Annotated in this window: 18 protein-coding genes; 14 read left to right on the top strand and 4 right to left on the bottom strand. The window is 60.2% G+C overall.

Annotation, left to right across the window (positions count from 1 at the left end; translation table 11 throughout):
* The first annotated feature begins 105 nt into the window (after nt 1-105).
* The 8 genes from LA304_RS06790 (at nt 106) to pcaF (ending at nt 7243) form a co-directional block, all read left to right on the top strand.
* Nucleotides 106-1386 carry an NAD(P)/FAD-dependent oxidoreductase gene (locus LA304_RS06790; RefSeq protein WP_224502351.1) on the top strand — a complete coding sequence of 427 codons (1281 nt, stop codon included), beginning with the start codon at nt 106-108 and terminating at the stop codon, nt 1384-1386.
* Nucleotides 1383-2138, top strand: coding sequence for a DUF1365 domain-containing protein (locus LA304_RS06785; protein ID WP_224502350.1), 756 nt, complete (start codon nt 1383-1385; stop codon nt 2136-2138). The genes LA304_RS06790 and LA304_RS06785 overlap by 4 nt, the downstream gene beginning before the upstream one ends.
* Nucleotides 2138-3295, top strand: a complete 1158-nt coding sequence (locus LA304_RS06780; RefSeq protein ID WP_224502349.1) for an SAM-dependent methyltransferase — start codon at nt 2138-2140, stop codon at nt 3293-3295. The genes LA304_RS06785 and LA304_RS06780 overlap by 1 nt, the downstream gene beginning before the upstream one ends.
* On the top strand, nt 3288-4034 hold the full coding sequence (locus tag LA304_RS06775; protein WP_224502348.1) for an SDR family NAD(P)-dependent oxidoreductase: 747 nt from the start codon (nt 3288-3290) through the stop codon (nt 4032-4034). The genes LA304_RS06780 and LA304_RS06775 overlap by 8 nt, the downstream gene beginning before the upstream one ends.
* A 35-nt stretch (nt 4035-4069) precedes the next feature.
* Nucleotides 4070-4468 carry a DUF2177 family protein gene (locus tag LA304_RS06770; protein WP_224502347.1) on the top strand — a complete coding sequence of 133 codons (399 nt, stop codon included), beginning with the start codon at nt 4070-4072 and terminating at the stop codon, nt 4466-4468.
* 164 nt (nt 4469-4632) lie between these two features.
* On the top strand, nt 4633-5352 hold the full coding sequence (locus tag LA304_RS06765) for a 3-oxoacid CoA-transferase subunit A (RefSeq protein WP_224502346.1): 720 nt from the start codon (nt 4633-4635) through the stop codon (nt 5350-5352).
* A gap of 17 nt (nt 5353-5369) precedes the next feature.
* A complete protein-coding gene (locus tag LA304_RS06760) occupies nt 5370-6047 on the top strand; it encodes a CoA transferase subunit B (RefSeq protein WP_455423506.1) in 678 nt (225 codons plus the stop codon).
* A complete protein-coding gene (gene pcaF / locus LA304_RS06755) occupies nt 6044-7243 on the top strand; it encodes a 3-oxoadipyl-CoA thiolase (protein ID WP_224502345.1) in 1200 nt (399 codons plus the stop codon). The genes LA304_RS06760 and pcaF overlap by 4 nt, the downstream gene beginning before the upstream one ends.
* Nucleotides 7244-7250: 7 nt before the next feature.
* Here the strand turns inward: pcaF and LA304_RS06750 are convergent, their stop codons facing one another.
* Nucleotides 7251-8168 carry a LysR substrate-binding domain-containing protein gene (locus LA304_RS06750; protein ID WP_224502344.1) on the bottom strand — a complete coding sequence of 306 codons (918 nt, stop codon included), beginning with the start codon at nt 8166-8168 and terminating at the stop codon, nt 7251-7253.
* Between the two features lie 80 nt (nt 8169-8248).
* Here LA304_RS06750 and pcaD point away from each other — a divergent pair, with 80 nt between their 5' ends.
* The 5 genes from pcaD to LA304_RS06725 all read left to right on the top strand — a co-directional run bounded on the left by pcaD (nt 8249) and on the right by LA304_RS06725 (nt 11887).
* The gene (gene pcaD, locus LA304_RS06745) at nt 8249-9031 is read left to right on the top strand and encodes a 3-oxoadipate enol-lactonase (RefSeq protein WP_224502343.1); all 783 of its coding nucleotides are present in this window, start codon (nt 8249-8251) and stop codon (nt 9029-9031) included.
* Complete coding sequence (gene pcaC, locus LA304_RS06740) at nt 9028-9414, top strand: 4-carboxymuconolactone decarboxylase (RefSeq protein WP_224502342.1); 387 nt, start codon at nt 9028-9030, stop codon at nt 9412-9414. Before pcaD ends, pcaC begins: the two co-directional genes overlap by 4 nt.
* The gene (gene pcaH, locus LA304_RS06735; RefSeq protein ID WP_224502341.1) at nt 9407-10147 is read left to right on the top strand and encodes a protocatechuate 3,4-dioxygenase subunit beta; all 741 of its coding nucleotides are present in this window, start codon (nt 9407-9409) and stop codon (nt 10145-10147) included. Before pcaC ends, pcaH begins: the two co-directional genes overlap by 8 nt.
* Nucleotides 10148-10149: 2 nt before the next feature.
* Nucleotides 10150-10755, top strand: a complete 606-nt coding sequence (pcaG, locus tag LA304_RS06730; RefSeq protein ID WP_224502340.1) for a protocatechuate 3,4-dioxygenase subunit alpha — start codon at nt 10150-10152, stop codon at nt 10753-10755.
* A gap of 70 nt (nt 10756-10825) precedes the next feature.
* On the top strand, nt 10826-11887 hold the full coding sequence (locus tag LA304_RS06725) for a 3-carboxy-cis,cis-muconate cycloisomerase (protein ID WP_224502339.1): 1062 nt from the start codon (nt 10826-10828) through the stop codon (nt 11885-11887).
* Here the strand turns inward: LA304_RS06725 and pobA are convergent.
* Nucleotides 11884-13062 (bottom strand): 4-hydroxybenzoate 3-monooxygenase, encoded by a 1179-nt coding sequence (gene pobA, locus LA304_RS06720; RefSeq protein ID WP_224502338.1) that lies wholly within the window; start codon nt 13060-13062, stop codon nt 11884-11886. The genes LA304_RS06725 and pobA overlap by 4 nt on opposite strands.
* An 88-nt stretch (nt 13063-13150) precedes the next feature.
* Here pobA and LA304_RS06715 point away from each other — a divergent pair, with 88 nt between their 5' ends.
* Nucleotides 13151-14002: a helix-turn-helix domain-containing protein gene (locus LA304_RS06715; RefSeq protein ID WP_224502337.1), complete on the top strand. Its 852-nt coding sequence runs from the start codon at nt 13151-13153 to the stop codon at nt 14000-14002.
* Here LA304_RS06715 and LA304_RS06710 read toward each other — a convergent pair.
* Complete coding sequence (locus LA304_RS06710) at nt 13999-15555, bottom strand: acyl-CoA dehydrogenase family protein (RefSeq protein ID WP_224502336.1); 1557 nt, start codon at nt 15553-15555, stop codon at nt 13999-14001. The two genes, LA304_RS06715 and LA304_RS06710, sit on opposite strands and share 4 nt — an antisense overlap.
* The gene (locus LA304_RS06705; protein WP_224502335.1) at nt 15552-16427 is read right to left on the bottom strand and encodes an amidohydrolase family protein; all 876 of its coding nucleotides are present in this window, start codon (nt 16425-16427) and stop codon (nt 15552-15554) included. Before LA304_RS06705 ends, LA304_RS06710 begins: the two co-directional genes overlap by 4 nt.
* Nucleotides 16428-16432: the final 5 nt, after the last annotated feature.

Below are 16432 nucleotides of genomic sequence, written 5' to 3'. Positions count from 1 at the left end.
TCGTGATCAGCATACCCTGCTTACGGGACAGAAAAAATAATGGATCACAATTTGATCCAGAAATGTTTGCCTACCGTAAACTCTTTTGAAAAACCGGAGTTATACATGTCTCTCGACGCCCCACATATTGCACCACAGCGCGTCGCCATCATCGGCGGCGGCATTTCGGGACTGGCGGCTGCCTACCTTTTGGCCCCCCACCACGCGGTCACCTTGTTCGAAGCCGCACCACGTCTCGGCGGCCATGCCCGCACGGTCATGGCGGGGAAAACGGGAGAACAGGCGGTAGATACGGGGTTCATCGTGTTCAATTACGTGAACTACCCGCACCTGACGCGTATGTTCCATGATCTCGACGTGCCGGTGACCAAGAGCGACATGAGCTTTGGCGCCACGATCAACGGCGGGACGATTGAATATGGGTTGAACGACCTCATCGCCCTGACCGCGCAGCGCCGCAACCTGCTCCGCCCCGGCTTTCACCGGATGGTGCGCGATGTGCTGCGGTTTAACTCCCGCGCCGAAGAGATGGCCAAGGATGAGGACATGACCATCGGCCAACTGATGGATGAGCTTCATCTCGGCGATTGGTTCCAGCGGTTTTACCTCACGCCCCTCTCGGGCGCGATCTGGTCCACGCCGCCGGAGCAGATCCGTGGCTTTCCGGCCCGCGCCCTCGTGCAGTTCTTCCGCAACCATGCCCTTCTCTCTACGAGCGGACAGCATCAGTGGTGGACTGTCGATGGTGGCAGCGTCGAATATGTCCGCCGCCTCGAGGCGCATCTGCGTGGCCGTGGCGTCGCGCTGCGTCCGGGAACGCCGGTCGAGAGCGTGACACGCCTCGGCTCCCAAAGTCTTGTGCACAGCTCGGCTGGCCCGCTCGAACCTTTCGATCAAGTCATCTTCGCCTGTCACTCTGATCAGGCGCTCAAACTCCTCGCCAGCCCCACGAAGGAAGAGCAGCAAGCCCTCTCCGCCATGCGCTTCCAAGACAACGAAGTCATTCTCCACTGCGACCCGAGCCAGATGCCGAAACGCAAAAAGGTTTGGTCGAGCTGGGTCTACAAGGCGGACACCTCCCGCGAGGAAACCGCGATTGGCGTCACCTATTGGATGAACCGTCTTCAAAATATTCCGGAGAACGACCCCCTCTTCGTCTCCCTGAACCCGTCAGAACCGGTGCGCGAGGAGATGATCTATGATCAGGTCACGTTCCGCCATCCGGTCTTTGACGCTCCCGCCCTGCGTGCGCAGAAGCAACTGGCCAGCATTCAGGGGCAGAATAACACCTGGTTTGCTGGCGCCTACACGCGCCATGGCTTCCACGAGGACGGCTTTGCCAGCGCCGCCCGCATTGCGCGGATGATGGAGCGCCAGACCGTATGACCCTCGTGCCCGAACATATCGTGGGCGTGACTATGCACAAACGCCTCGGCGCGATCGGACATCTTTTCCGATACGGCGTGGATTATGTGCTGATTGATCCGGAGCATGAGACGCCCACTCCGGCGCTGTTCTCGCGCAACCGCTTCAATCTGTTCTCTGTCCACGACCAAGACCACGGCGGACCGATGAAAAAGGGACGCGGGGCACCGTGGGCGCGGGAGGTCTTGGCAGAAAACGGTCTGGATGATCCATCACTGACGCTGCATCTGCTGACTCAACCTCGGTGCCTTTGGTATAGCTTCAATCCGGTGAGTTTCTGGCTCGTCTGGCGGGAAACAGACCTCATTGCCGTCATCGCAGAGGTCTCCACCCCGTTCGGCGACCGGCACTCCTATTTCTGCCACGCTGACGACTTCGCACCGATCACCCAGCGCATGCAGATCGAAAAGGCCAAGCAGCTTCACGTCTCACCGTTCCAAGAGATCAAGGGCGGCTATGCCTTCCATTTCGGCATTCTTCCCGACCAGATCGCGATACGTATCCGCCACACGAACGGAGCCGAGGGCGTTATCGCGACGCTCGCAGGCCCACGTGCGCCGATGACCAACGGCGGCCTGATCAAAGCCGCGCTGCGTCGCCCGCTGGGAGCCTTGCGCACCATGTTCCTGATCCACTGGCAGGCCCTGCGCCTCAAACTCAAAGGTGCAACTTACCGCACCCGCCCGACCCCGCCACAGAAAGAGGTGAGCTGATGAATTTCCTGACCAAACGCGTGAAGCACGACTTTCTGGACACCTGCGAACAGATCAGCCACGGCAGCCTGCGACTCTATACGCCTGAGGGCGAGATTTTTGATTTCGGACGCGGGGCACCAGAGGCCGAGATGCGGATCAACGATTGGTCCACCGTGACCGCGATTGCCGCCCGTGGTGATATCGGCCTCGGGGAAACCTATGTTACGGGTTTGTGGGATACGCCGTCGGTCGAGGCGCTGACGCAGGTCGCTCTTTTGAACCTCGATCACTTTTCCGGCTATGCCTACGCGGGGTTCTGGAACACGCTGAAATTTCGCGTGGTAAACCGCCTCATGCGCGCCAATTCCCAACGCGGCGCGGCAAAGAATATCCGCGCGCATTACGACGTCGGCAACGAGTTCTATCAACTCTGGCTCGACAAAGGCATGACCTATTCTTCGGCCCTGTTCTCCGAAGGAGACATCGATCTTTCACGCGGGCAGAACCGAAAATACGACCGGATTCTGGATCGGATGAAAGACGCAGAGTCGCTTCTCGAAATCGGATGCGGATGGGGCGGCTTTGCAGAGCGCGCTTCGGACCGTGGCCACCAACTTACGGGTCTCACGATCTCACCGTCCCAAAAAGGCTACGCCGATGCCCGCCTCGACGGGCGCGCGGAGATCAAGCTTCAGGACTATCGGACTACCCACGGGCAATACGACGGGATCGTGTCTATCGAGATGATCGAAGCCGTGGGCGAACGCTACTGGCCGACCTATTTCTCCACCCTCAAGCGCCGCCTCAAAACCGGCGGTCGCGCCATGGTTCAGGCAATCACGGTGCAGGATGACTACTTCAAGACCTACCGGAAAGGCTCTGATTTTATTAGACATCACACCTTCCCGGGAGGTATGCTCCTATCAAATGAGGTAATTGCGCAGCAGGCGACCAAGGCTGGCCTGCAAGTGACCGACAATTTCGCCTTCGGCCGCGACTACGCACAGACCTGCCGCGCATGGGACCGGTCGATGGAGGCCGCCGCCCCGCGCATTTCGAAGCTCGGATATGACGCAGGCTTCCTGCGCAACTGGCGCTTCTATCTCGGCATCTGTGCGGCATCTTTCGAAGTCGGTCAGACGGATGTCGTTCAGGTGGAACTGTCCCATGCCTGACGCCAGTAGGACAGAGCGAATATGGATCATCGGCGCCTCGGACGGGATAGGCGCGGCGCTCGCCCGTGGCTATCATGCCCGTGGCGCGTCGCTCACCCTGTCCGCCCGTTCTGAAAACAAACTCAATGAGTTGAACGACAACCTTGACTCGAAACATCAGGTCGTGACGCTCGACGTGAGTAACCGCGAAAGCCTGAAGGCAGCGACTGACAAAGTTGCGGAGAGCGGCCTTGTGGACCGGATTGTGCATCTGGCTGCGCTCTACGATCCGGGCAAGGTTCTCGACCTCGATCCGGACATGGCGGCAAAGATCATCTCCGTTAATCTGACGGGCTGTTTTAACCTCGCACAGATCGCTCCGAAAGCGCTCAAACCGATGGGGCAGCTCGCAATCACAGGATCAGTGGCGGGCTACATCGGCCTGCCGCAAGGACAGATCTACTCCGCGACCAAGGCCGGGGTGATCAATCTTGTCGAAAGCCTACGTGCGGAACTGTCCGGACAAGTTGACGTGCGCCTGATCAGCCCCGGTTTTGTCGACACCCGCCTCACTCAACAAAACAACTTCGAAATGCCTGCCGTGATTGAACCGGATGAGGCCGCGCGCCGTATCATCAGTGGGCTCGATAGAAAGCGGTTCGAAATCCACTTTCCGCGCAGATTGACCCTGACCATGAAACTTCTGCGGCTCTTGCCCTACTGGGCCTCTATGCCGCTCACCCGCCGTCTCGTTCAATAATCCCTGCCATGCGCCTTCTCGCCTGAGGACTGACCATGAAACTTACACTGCTCTACTTCTCCACCGCGTTCATTTTTCTGGCTGTCGATGCCGTCGGCCTGAAACTCCTGATCAAGCCGATCTTCGAGCGCCATGTCGGGCACCTGCTGGCGGACCCGTTCCGCCTCGTGCCGGCTGCGCTGTTTTATCTCGGCTATGTGGGCGGGGTGATCTGGTTTGTGTCTTGGCCTGCGCTACGTGATGATCACGCGCTGACGGCCCTCGTTGGCGGGGTGCTCCTCGGGCTATTGGCCTACGGGACCTATGAGTTCACCAACTACGCGACACTTAGCGACTGGAGCGCGGAACAGGTGATCACGGATACGCTCTGGGGCGGTGCGTTGACGGGATTTGCCGCTTGGGCAGGTGTGAGCATCACCCGCGCCTTCACCTAAGGACGGCGCGCGCTGCTGAGAAGCTGGTCACATCCGGCCAGCTCCTCCAAATTTGTTCACATATCGCACACAAAAAATCCCATTAAGAACAAATATCAAAATACGAACAAATTGACTGGAGCCTCTAGCGACACGCGCCTATGCACCATCGCAGGAGGTTCCACATGGACAAAACACTTTCTTCTCCCGCAGAAGCCGTATCCGCCATTCCTGATGGCGCGAAGGTCATGATTGGCGGTTTCGGTGGCTCCGGCGCACCGATTGAACTCATCCACGCTCTGATCGACCGCTTCCGTGAGACCGGTAGCCCGAAGGCGCTCACTGTGATCAACAACAACGCGGGCAACGGCCACATCGGCATCGCCGCGATGATCAAGGCCGGCATGGTCAAAAAGATGATCTGCTCCTTCCCGCGCTCCTCGAACGCCGAAGCGTTCAACGAGAAATTCCTCGCTGGCGAAATCGAGCTTGAGCTGGTGCCCCAAGGCACGCTCGCCGAACGTATCCGTGCGCGCGGCGCTGGCATTCCGGCTTTCTACACACCGACCTCCTTCGGCACCGAACTGGCCGAAGGCAAGCCGACCGAAGAGTTCGACGGCAAGATGTATGTGCGTGAGCAGTGGCTCAAGGCAGACTTCGCCCTGATCAAAGGTCAGCAAGGCGACACCGTCGGCAACCTCACCTACCGCCTCGCAGGCCGCAACTTTAACCCGCTGATGGCGATGGCTGCCGACAAGACGATCGCACAGGTCTCCGAGCTTGGCGCACCGGGCACCATTGATCCGGAACAGGTCATCACCCCCGGCATCTTCGTCGACGGCGTCGTCGAAGTCGCCAATCCGCAACAAGAAGAAGTGCTCGTGCGCACGGGAGTGGTCCACTAATGGCTGGTTTCAACATTATGGAAGACAAACTCTCCAACGCCCAAATCGCATGGCGCGCCGCCCAAGACATCGAAGACGGCTCCTATGTGAACCTCGGCATCGGCTTTCCGGAGATGATCGCGAAGTTCCAGCCGGAAGGCCGCGATGTCACCTACCACACCGAGAACGGCGTTCTGGGCTTCGGCAAGGCACCGGCTGAAGGCGAAGAAGACTGGGACCTGATCAACGCAGGAAAAAAAGCGATCACACTCAACCCGGGCGCGTCGTTCTTTCACCATGCGGACAGCTTCTCGATGGTTCGCGGTGGTCATCTCGACCTCGCCGTACTCGGTGCCTACCAGATCGCGCAGAACGGCGACCTCGCCAACTGGCGCGTGGGTTCCAAAGGCGTTCCGGCTGTTGGCGGCGCAATGGACCTCGTTCACGGGGCGAAACGTGTGGCCGTTGTCACCGACCACGTGACCAAGGACGGCAAGCCGAAGCTCGTCGAGACCTGCACCTTCCCGCTCACCGGTGTGGGGTGTGTGACCCGCGTCTACACCTCGCTCGCTGTTATCGACATCGAAGACGGCAAATTCATTCTGCGTGAAAAACTGCCGGGCCTGTCGATGGAAGAGTTGCAAGCCGTCACTGGCGCGACGCTTCACATTGATGGCGACGTGGCTGACCTGATCGTTCCGGAGGACCTGTCATGACCGAAGTTTATATTTGCGACTACATCCGCACCCCTGTGGGCCGTTACGGCGGTGGCCTCTCCTCTGTGCGGGCTGATGACCTAGGGGCGATCCCGCTCAAAGCCCTTGCAGAACGCAACCCCGACATGGATCTCTCGGCCATTGACGAAGTGATCTTTGGTTGTGCTAACCAGGCGGGCGAAGACAACCGCAACGTCGCACGTATGTCTCTGTTGCTCGCGGGCTATCCGGACTGCGTTCCGGGCACCACAATGAACCGTCTCTGCGGCTCCGGCATGGACGCAATCATCACGGCTGCCCGCGCGATCAAATCCGGCGAAGCCGACCTCGTGATCGCGGGTGGTGTCGAGTCCATGTCCCGCGCGCCCTTCGTTATGCCGAAGGCCACGACCGCCTTCTCCCGCGCCAATGAAGTGCATGACACGACGATTGGCTGGCGGTTTGTGAACAAGCTGATGAAATCGCAATACGGCGTGGATTCCATGCCGGAAACCGCCGAAAACGTCGCAGAAGACTTCAACATCAACCGTGAAGATCAGGACCTCTTCGCCCTGCGGTCCCAGCAGAAAGCTGGCGAAGCCATGGCGAACGGTCGTCTCGCGAAAGAGATCGTCCCCGTGTCGATCCCGCAGCGCAAAGGCGATCCGATTGTTGTGTCCGAAGACGAGCACCCGCGCCCGTCCACGACGCTTGAGGCCCTGCAAAAGCTCAAAACCTTCGTGAAAGCCGACGGCACCGTGACTGCGGGCAATGCCTCCGGCGTGAACGATGGTGCGGCAGCTCTCATCCTCGCGACGAAGGAAGCGGCTGAAAGGCACGGCCTCACGCCGATTGCCAAGGTTCTCGGTGGTGCGACCGCCGGTGTGGCTCCGCGCATCATGGGCTTTGGTCCGGCGCCTGCGTCGAAAAAGCTGATGGCCCGTCTGGGTCTCAAACAAGAAGACTTTGCCGTCATCGAACTCAATGAGGCCTTCGCGTCTCAGGGTCTCGCCACGCTGCGCGATCTCGGCATTGCCGACGACGATCCGCGCGTGAACCCGAACGGCGGCGCGATCGCCATCGGTCACCCGCTCGGCATGTCCGGCGCACGGATTACCGGAACCGCGATGCTTGAGCTGAAACCGGGTGAGAAATCGCTCTCCACGATGTGCATTGGCGTCGGCCAAGGCATCGCGATTGCGCTCGAAGCCGTCTAAACACTTCTCAGCGGGCGGACATATCCTTCGCCCGCTGATGCAACAGTCCCGCGAGAAAATCCGCCGGACTGTCCCGCGTGAAATCGAACTTCCGCGTCAGACCCACAGCCCCTGTCATGTAGTCGACGCCAAGGTCGAACTGTGCGAGCCGCCCTTCGTCGAGTTCACGGGCAACCACACCGCGTGAGATGAACCAGAGCATATCGGACCGCTCGATCAGCGGGAGGCCGACGGGACGCGCGACGGTTTCGAAACGGACGGAGACACTCTCCTCAATCCCCGAGGCGATGAGATACTGCATCACTTGTTGGCGAATGATGGAACCGGGGTTGGGCAGGATCAGAGGGTAGCGGCGCAGCGCCTCGACCGGCGTCATCGACAGACCCGGATGCCCCGCGCGCCCGATCAGGATGACCGTTTCATCGTAAAGGTATTCAAAAGACAGCCCCGCCATTTCCCGCGCGGGGGCCATACGCCCGACCACGAGATCAAGCCCCCCGCTCCGCATCCGGTCAATCAGATAGCGGTTCGGACCGGTGATGACGGCAATCCGCGCGTCGGGGCGCAGTTCGGAGAATTCGAGCGCAACACTCGGGAAAAGCCCGCTGGCGACCGTCGGGAGCACGCCGACCCGCACAACATCCGTCTGACCGACCCCCGTGATCGCCCGCACCCCCGCCTCCAGACTTTGCAGCGACGAAAGGGTATGACGGCGAAAGGCTTCTCCCGCTGGCGTCAGAACCGCGCGGCGACCAGTCCGCTCGAAAAGTGCGGTCCCAAGCTGGGCCTCCAATTCCGAGATCGTCTTGGACAACGCAGGCTGCGAGACATTTCGCGCTTTCGCGGCACCCGTGATGGTCCCCGCCTCTGCCACCGACAGAAACGCCTCAAGGTGGCGCAGCTTCATCCCGCTTGGTATATTCATTTGGTTATGCTTTTCGCTCAAGATTGTATTTTTACGCCGGAAATAATTATGCCAATCTGTGTAAAAGGGAAGAGGTTTCCATGTACGCACTGAAACAAGACTGGGGCACGATGCATGTCAGCCGCAAAGACGGCGATGGCCCTGCTTTGGTCTTTATCAACTCACTCGGCACCGATTTGCGCATGTGGGATGCGGTTTGCGCCCTCCTGCCCTCGGATTGGGCCACGCTTCGCATGGACAAGCGCGGGCATGGGTTGTCCGAGACCGCCCCGTCCGGCTATGGCATTCCTGATCTGGCTGGCGACGTGATCGCCGCCATTGACGACGCAGGGTTCGAAAACGTCATCCTCGTCGGTTGCTCCATCGGCGGCCTCATTGCCCAACACATCGCCCTGATGATCCCGGAGCGTGTCACAGGCCTCGTCCTGTCGAACACCGCCTCCATGCTCGGCGCAGCAGAAGGCTGGCACGCGCGGATTGATGGCGTGCGTGAGAACGGCATGGCCGCGATGGCCGACGGCATTCTGCCGCGCTGGTTCGGGCCGAAGATGCTCGAAAACGCGGATGCCCCGCTCTGGAGGACGCTTTTGGCCCGCACGGACGCCGAGGGCTACATCGCCACCTGCGCCGCCATCGCGGGCACCGACATCACGGACCGCCTCGGAGAGATTGCCCAACCGGCGCTCGTTTTTGGCGGCAAGCACGACCTCGCGACCCCGCCGGAAGTGGTGGAAGCGCTCGCCCGCGCCCTGCCCCGCGCCGATCTCGTGATGTTTGAAGACACAGGCCACCTGCCCGCGATCGAAGCTCCGGTCGCGTTTGCAGACGCCTTGGTAAAGTTTGTGGAAAGGAACGCACAGTGAGTGAGAAATTCGATCAGGGGATGAAAACCCGCCGCGAGGTTCTGGGCGACGCCCATGTGGACCGCGCGGAAGCCGCAAAGACCGAATTCGACCTGCCGTTCCAGTCGCTCATCACAGAGAGCGCTTGGGGCACGGTGTGGTCCTCCGACAAAATCAGCCGCCGCGAGCGCTCGATGATCACCATCGCGCTCTTGGCTGCCACAGGAAACTTCGAAGAAATCCCGATGCACATCCGCGCCACCGCGCGCACGGGTGCGTCGAAAGACGACATTGCAGAAGCAATTCAACACGTTGCGATCTATGCAGGCGTGCCGAAAGCAAACCACGCCCTGAAGCTCGCAAAACAGACTTATGCGGAAATGGAGGAGACCACCCATGACTAACCTGATCACCGATCAGGGCCCGCTGATCCCGCGCAACCGCGAGATCCACCCGGTGCCCTATTATCCCGATTACAAGACCTCCGTGGCCCGTTCCCCGAACCTGCCGCTCCTGTCCATGGAAAGCAGCTTGTCCGAGGAAACCGGCCCGACCTTCGGTCATAACAAGATCGGCGCGCTCGACAACAACCTGATCCTCAACTGGACCAAAGGCGCAGCTCCGGCTGTGGGCGAGCGCATCCTGATGCACGGTCGTCTCCTCGACGAAAACAACCGTCCGATCCCGAACGCCCTGATCGAGATCTGGCAGGCGAACGCCGGTGGCCGGTATCGCCACAAGAAAGACACCTACTTTGCCCCGCTCGACCCGAACTTCGGCGGCTGCGGTCGCACAATCACGGATGAGAACGGCTACTACGAATTCCTGACCATCCGTCCGGGTGCCTATCCGTGGCCGAACCGTGCAAACGACTGGCGTCCGATGCACATCCACATCTCGGTCTACGGTCACAGCTTTGGCCAGCGCCTCATCACCCAGATGTATTTCGAAGGCGATCCGCTCATCAATCACTGCCCGATTGCAGCGACGATCCGCGACCGCAGCCAGCTCGACCGTCTGGTCGCACCCCTCGACTTCTCGAAATCGCGTCCGCTCGATTTCCTTGCTTACAAATTTGACATCGTCCTGCGCGGTCGCCGCCAGACTATGTTCGAGAACAAACTGGAAGGGATGTAATCATGGTCCAGAAACTCGACACTCTGATCGAATCCGCATCCCAAACTGCGGGTCCCTACGTCCACATCGGCCTGATGCCGACCTACGCAGGCAACGGCGGCTACTATGAAGAAGAGATTGCCACCACGCCGTTCCACGATGAAGCGAGCGCCAAAGGCGAGATCATCGAAATCGTTGGCTCCGTATTTGAAGGCACTGGCTGGGCGATGCGCGATGCACTGATTGAGTCCTGGCAGTGCGATGCCTCCGGCGTGTTCCCGGGCGCAGAAGGCGCGGACCCGGCCTTCACCGGCCATTGCCGCTTTGCTGCTGACGCGGAGACCGGTGAATTCACGCTGCGCACGCTGAAACCCGGCTCCTACAAAGGCCGCGGCGGCGTCGAAAGCGCTCCGCACATCTCCCTGTGGGTTGTGGCGCGTGGCATCAACATCGGTCTCAACACGCGCATCTACTTCGATGATGAAGACAACGCGAACGACCCGCTGCTAAACCGCATCGAACAGCGCCCGCGCGTCGACACCCTGATCGCGAAGAAGATCGAAGACGGCAAATACCGCTTCGACATCCGCCTCAGCGGTGACGGCGAGACGGTCTTTCTCGACCTGTAACGCGATAGAAAAACAACGTATAAGGGGCGGCACTGACCGCCCCTTTTGCCTTTGAACGAGGACAAATTTTATGACGACCTGCGTGTTCGACCACCCGTGGCTTTCCGGCTTGTTCAATGATGCCGAGATGGCGGACATCCTGTCCCCGGATCGCCAGATGGCCCATATGCTCGCCTTTGAGGCCGCGTGGTCGCGGGCCTGTGGCAAGGCCGGTCTGTTTGATGCCGTCAAAGCCGAGGACGCCGCCCGCGCCATCGAGAGCGCGCAGATCGATCTGGCCGACATTGCGGCCGGCATGGGCGAGGACGGCGTGCCGATTCCGCGTCTGGTCAAACAGTTGAAAGCGTTGGCCCCGGCAGAGGCGCTTCACAAAGGCGCAACGTCGCAAGATGTTGTCGACACCGCACTTGTCCTTGCGCTTCGCGAGGCATCTAACCTGATTGAGACCCGCTTGACCGAGTTGGAAAAACATCTCGCGACGCTCGAAACCGAATTCGGCGACACGCCCCTCATGGGCCGCACGCGGATGCAGGCCGCCACCGAAATCACCGTCCGCGACCGCGTTCTGTCTTGGCGCCTCCCGCTCTTGGATCATCTCAAGACCCTCGACCAGAAACGTGCAGACGTCGAAAAAGTCCAGATCGGCGGCGCATCCGGCGACCGCAAAGCGCTCAAGGACAAAGCCGATGTGGTGGTCGCAGATGTGGCCAACACTCTCGGCCTCGCCCCGACGGACAAAGCATGGCACGCGATGCGCCACGGGATCGCGGGCTATGCGTCCTTCCTGTCTCTGATCACCGGCACCCTCGGGAAATTCGGGCAGGACGTGGTGCTCATGAGCCAGCAAGGCATCGGCGACATTGCCATGTCTGGTGGCGGCGGTTCCTCGGCCATGCCGCACAAACAGAACCCCGTGTCCGCCGAATTGCTCGTCACCCTCGCCCGTTTCAACGCCACGCAAGTCTCCGCAATGCATCACGCCCTGATCCATGAGCAGGAACGATCCGGCACGGCTTGGACGCTCGAGTGGATGGTCCTGCCACAAATGCTGATGGCCACCGCGCGGTCCCTCGCAGTGGCCATCGACATGTCTCAGAAAATCACCCGGATCGGGCAAGCGCCCTCCGCTTAGAAGGGCAATCCGATGTAGTTCTCGGCGAGATCGCGGCGCGCGGTCTCGGAGGTCGCGAGGTGATTGAGCGTCGCCTTGCGCATCTGTTCTGCAAAGGCATCTTCACCGTCAAAACGGTGCAGCATGGTGGTCATCTGCCAGCTAAAGCGCATCGCTTTCCAAATCCGTTCGAGCGCACGGGCGGAATATTCTTCCACGCCAGTTTTCGTTCCGCCTTTCACCGCGTCGATCAGTGCGGTGTAGAGGTAGTAGACATCAGACGCCGCGAGGTTGAGGCCCTTCGCACCCGTCGGCGGCACGATGTGCGCGCTGTCGCCCACGAGGAACATGTTGCCCCAACGGAGCGGCTCCGACACGAAGCTACGGAGCGGCGCGATGGATTTCTCGATCGACGGGCCGGTCACGAGGCGGTTTGCGGCCTCGGACGGAATACGGCGGGAGAATTCGTCCCAGAACCGCTGATCCGACCAGTCTTCGACCTTATCGGACAGCGGGACCTGCACGTAATAGCGCACGAGGTTTTCGTTGCGCATGGATGCGAGCGCGAAGCCGTGGCGGGAGTTCGAGTAGATCAACTCATCGTGGACAGGCGGCGTTTCGGACAGGATGCCGAGCCAGCCGAAAGGATAGACGCGCTCGAACTCGCTGCGTTTTTCTTCGGGGATCGTCTTGCGGGACACGCCGTGGAAGCCGTCGCAGCCAGCCACATAGAGGCACTCAAGACGCTTGCGCGTGCCGTCGTGGGTGAATTCGACATAGGACGTCGCCTGATCGAGATCGTGGATCGACACATCCTCAACGCCGTGAATCACGGTCGTGCCCATGGTGTCCTGAGCGCCATAAAGATCAGACGTCACCTCAGTCTGGCCGTAGACCATCACCTGCTTGCCAGTCAGGTCTTTGAAGTCGATGTGAACCATCAGCTCTTCGTCGGTCAGATAGCAGCCGTCGTGCGGAATGCCCTCTTTGTCCATACGCCCCCCCACACCGGCCTCACGCAGCAGCTCAACGGTGCCCCACTCAAGGATACCGGCGCGGATGCGGGACAGAACGTGCTCACGCGACGAACGCTCCAGAATGACGGTTTCAACGCCCGCTTTGTTCAAAAGCTGGGACAAAAGCAGGCCGGACGGCCCGCCACCAATGATGGCAACTTCGGTTTTCAGGGTAGTCATGTGCATTTCCTCCAATTTGAGAAAACACTATCTCCTACGCCGAAACACGAGAATGGACCCGCTCGGCATTAAATGGTATTTTTCCGGCATGAGTGATACTAACCAAATTCCGGTCTTCAACCTCTTTGGTGAAACCAGCGTCTTTCCCGACGTGGTGCATTGCGAGCGCGTCTTTGATCGTGCGCGACTGCACGGCTGGAAAATCGCACCGCACCGCCACCATCACATGGCCCAGCTCTTTCATATCGAACAGGGCGATGCACGCGTCACGTTAGACGGGAAAGATAGAGACCTGAAATCAGGGGAATTTCTCTACATTCCGCCACAGGTCGTTCACGGATTTGAGTTTTCGAAGGGCACCGAAGGTTTCGTGCTCTCCCTTCCCGCGCCCGTTCTCAACAGGCTCGGTCCACGCACGGCGACACTCAGTGCGTGGTTGGCGTCACTGCATCACGGAGCGCTCACGGGATTGGCGGCGCACCTTCTCAACCAAATTGCACTATTCCATGACAAATCTGGCACATTTCGCGCACAACAGCTCGTCGCGCTCTCCCACGCGCTTCTCATGACGCTCGCTGAGGACGTGTCATCCGAGCACGATCCGAACCACCAGATCCAGCAATTGAATGACTTGATTGCGGAAAATCTCGCGAAGGGTTGGGGGGCCGCAGATTACGCGGGTGCGCTACACATGACTGCAGGGCATTTAAACAGGATTGTGCGGGCGCAGACGGGTATGACGCTTACCACCTATCTGGAAACCGCTGTGATGACGGAGGCCTGTCGCCTCTTGGCCTTCACACGGTTGTCGGTGGCTGAGGTCGGCTTTCGGCTGGGTTATACAGACCCGCCCTACTTTTCCCGCCGCTTCCGCCTCAGAATGGGAGAGACCCCGACGCGATATCGCGACAGGGTCTCGGGAGAAAAAGGGGCCGATTAGGCCGCCAGCGGCAATCTGACCGGCAGCGGACGACGCGCGACGCGCTTGGCAAGGCGCACCAACTCCTCATCGCCGGTCGCCGCGAGTTTGCACCACACCGCCTGAAACAGAAGTTCCGCTGTCAGCGCCATGAAGTCATGCGCTTTTTCCAGCGCATCCTCCGCCATACCCCGCCGTGCGTCCTGCCAATCAGCCAAAAGCGCGAGGCACGCTGCATCTCCGTTCGCGAGGCTCTCGACAAGCGCCGCAAACGCGTCCGGCCCCTCTGCCGCACGCAGACCACGGGTCGCGGTCGCAATCGCATGGATACCGTTCGCGCCCTCATAGATTGAGGTGATCCGCGCATCGCGCCATGTCTGGCTCACACGGTATTCGGTGAGATAGCCGTAGCCGCCGAGCACCTGAATCCCGAGATCAGCAGAGGCGATGCCTGCGTCGGTGCAGAACACCTTGCAGATCGGGGTAAGGAAGTCGACGAGAGGGCGGTTCTCGCCGAGCGTCAGCTCGACCATCGTAAGATAGGTCATCGCGCGTGCGCCAAGAGCGAGAGATTTTTGCGTGTCCAACATGCGCTGAACGTCGGGATGGTCAGACAAAACCGCCTCGGACCCATCCGCCTGCCGTCCCTGTTTGCGCTCTGCCGCGTATTGCGAGGCGATGTCATGCGCGCGGGCGGCGTGGGCCACGCCCTGCAGCGCCACGTCGAGACGTGCGTGGTTCATCATCGTGAACATGGCCATGAGACCCGCGCCCTCTTGCCCGATCAACTCTGCCTCAGCGCCATCGAAGGCAAGCTGACAGGTCGGAGAAGCATGAAGCCCAAGCTTCTCTTCGATCCGAGTGACCGTAACAGCATTGCGCCCTTCCTCTGTGTCCGAGGAACACAGGAAGAGTGACAGACCCTTAATCCCGTCTTCCGGCGCGCCCGTTCGTGCAAGGACGAGGTGAAGCGTGCCCTCAGAAAGATCCTGATCCCCGCCGGAGATGAAAATTTTCTCTCCCTCGATCCGCCAAGCGTCGCCCTCGCGGGTGGCCTTGGTGCGGATACGAGAGAGATCAGATCCCGCGCCGGGTTCCGTCAGGCACATGGTGGAGAGCAATTCACCTGCGGCCAGACGCGGGATCCAATTCTGTTTCTGGGTCTCGGACCCGAATTTCATAAGCGTCGAAACGGCACCCGGGACGAGGTTACACACCATCTGCATGGCATGGTTCGCGCCGGAGAAAATCTCGGAAACACCCGCGGCCAAAACTGCATTCTGCCCCATGCCACCAAAATCTTCGGGCGCGGTAAGACCTTGCCAGCCCCCTTCTGCGAGTTGTTCGAACGCGTCCTTAAACCCGTCGGGCATGGTCACACGCCCGTCGGTCAGAGTGCAACCCTGCGCATCGCCGCCTTCATCGAGCGGGGCAATGACGCCCTCCGCAAAGGAGGCGAAATGTTCGAGAATGCCTTCGGCCAGTTCGTCATCCCAATCGGGCAGACGATCTGCGCCTGCAACCTCTCGCAGACAGAACAGGATATCTTCGACAGGAGCCTTGAACGGGGTCATTCGCTCAGCCCCAACAGGCGCATGGCGTTTTCCTTGAGGATCAGCGGGCGGACCTCGTCGCGGAAGTCGGCTTTGTCGAACGCGTCGAGCCATTTCTCCGGCGCGATCATCGGCCAGTCAGAGCCGAAGAGCATCTTTTTCTTCAGCATCGTATTGGCGTAGCGGACCAGAATGGGCGGGAAGTATTTCGGCGACCATCCGGAGAGATCGATGTAGACGTTCGGCTTATGGGTCGCCACGCTCAGCGCCTCTTCCTGCCACGGGAACGACGGGTGCGCGAGGATGATCGGCATGTCCGGAAAATCGACCGCGATGTCGTCCATGTACATCGGGTTCGAATACTTGAGCCGCATCCCGTTGCCGCCCGGCATGCCGGAGCCGACGCCCGTCTGACCGGTGTGAAACAGCGCCGGTTTGCCGCTCTCGGCGATGGCCTCATAAAGCACGTAGGCGTTGCGGTCGTTCGGGTAGAACCCCTGCATCGTCGGGTGGAATTTGAAGCCCTGCACCCCGTGGTTTTCCACAAGATCACGAGCCTCCCGCGCACCGATCTTGCCCTTGGCGGGGTCGATGGACGCAAACGGGATCAGGATGTCGTCATGCTTGGCGGCGGCGTCCGCGACCTCGTAGTTATCGTAGCGGCGATAGCCTGTCTCGCGCTCCGCATCGACGGGAAAAATCACCGCCGCGATGTTCATATTGCGGTAATGCTCCGCCGTCTGGTCGATGGTCGGCGGATGGCTCCACGGCGCGCCGAAGTATTTGGCCATGGACGCCTGAAGATCATCATAGCCGTCATCGTCGTGACAGCCACAGGCCTCCTCGGCATGCGTGTGAAAATCAATCGCGCGGACTTTTGTGAAATCTACCATAGCTT

The organism is Celeribacter litoreus (assembly GCF_020165855.1).
Classification (GTDB): domain Bacteria; phylum Pseudomonadota; class Alphaproteobacteria; order Rhodobacterales; family Rhodobacteraceae; genus Celeribacter; species Celeribacter litoreus.
The sequence above is the reverse complement of the archived record's forward strand: the minus strand, read 5'-3'. Positions and strand labels throughout refer to the sequence as shown.

What these genes read in the sequence shown, in the direction of transcription:
- LA304_RS06790 (WP_224502351.1), top strand. Translation starts at nt 106, where the DNA reads ATGTCTCTCGACGCCCCACATATTGCACCACAGCGCGTCGCCATCATC.
- LA304_RS06785 (WP_224502350.1), top strand. Translation starts at nt 1,383, where the DNA reads ATGACCCTCGTGCCCGAACATATCGTGGGCGTGACTATGCACAAACGC.
- LA304_RS06780 (WP_224502349.1), top strand. Translation starts at nt 2,138, where the DNA reads ATGAATTTCCTGACCAAACGCGTGAAGCACGACTTTCTGGACACCTGC.
- LA304_RS06775 (WP_224502348.1), top strand. Translation starts at nt 3,288, where the DNA reads ATGCCTGACGCCAGTAGGACAGAGCGAATATGGATCATCGGCGCCTCG.
- LA304_RS06770 (WP_224502347.1), top strand. Translation starts at nt 4,070, where the DNA reads ATGAAACTTACACTGCTCTACTTCTCCACCGCGTTCATTTTTCTGGCT.
- LA304_RS06765 (WP_224502346.1), top strand. Translation starts at nt 4,633, where the DNA reads ATGGACAAAACACTTTCTTCTCCCGCAGAAGCCGTATCCGCCATTCCT.
- LA304_RS06760 (WP_455423506.1), top strand. Translation starts at nt 5,370, where the DNA reads ATGGAAGACAAACTCTCCAACGCCCAAATCGCATGGCGCGCCGCCCAA.
- pcaF (WP_224502345.1), top strand. Translation starts at nt 6,044, where the DNA reads ATGACCGAAGTTTATATTTGCGACTACATCCGCACCCCTGTGGGCCGT.
- LA304_RS06750 (WP_224502344.1), bottom strand. Translation starts at nt 8,168, where the DNA reads ATGAATATACCAAGCGGGATGAAGCTGCGCCACCTTGAGGCGTTTCTG.
- pcaD (WP_224502343.1), top strand. Translation starts at nt 8,249, where the DNA reads ATGTACGCACTGAAACAAGACTGGGGCACGATGCATGTCAGCCGCAAA.
- pcaH (WP_224502341.1), top strand. Translation starts at nt 9,407, where the DNA reads ATGACTAACCTGATCACCGATCAGGGCCCGCTGATCCCGCGCAACCGC.
- pcaG (WP_224502340.1), top strand. Translation starts at nt 10,150, where the DNA reads ATGGTCCAGAAACTCGACACTCTGATCGAATCCGCATCCCAAACTGCG.
- LA304_RS06725 (WP_224502339.1), top strand. Translation starts at nt 10,826, where the DNA reads ATGACGACCTGCGTGTTCGACCACCCGTGGCTTTCCGGCTTGTTCAAT.
- pobA (WP_224502338.1), bottom strand. Translation starts at nt 13,062, where the DNA reads ATGACTACCCTGAAAACCGAAGTTGCCATCATTGGTGGCGGGCCGTCC.
- LA304_RS06715 (WP_224502337.1), top strand. Translation starts at nt 13,151, where the DNA reads ATGAGTGATACTAACCAAATTCCGGTCTTCAACCTCTTTGGTGAAACC.
- LA304_RS06710 (WP_224502336.1), bottom strand. Translation starts at nt 15,555, where the DNA reads ATGACCCCGTTCAAGGCTCCTGTCGAAGATATCCTGTTCTGTCTGCGA.
- LA304_RS06705 (WP_224502335.1), bottom strand. Translation starts at nt 16,427, where the DNA reads ATGGTAGATTTCACAAAAGTCCGCGCGATTGATTTTCACACGCATGCC.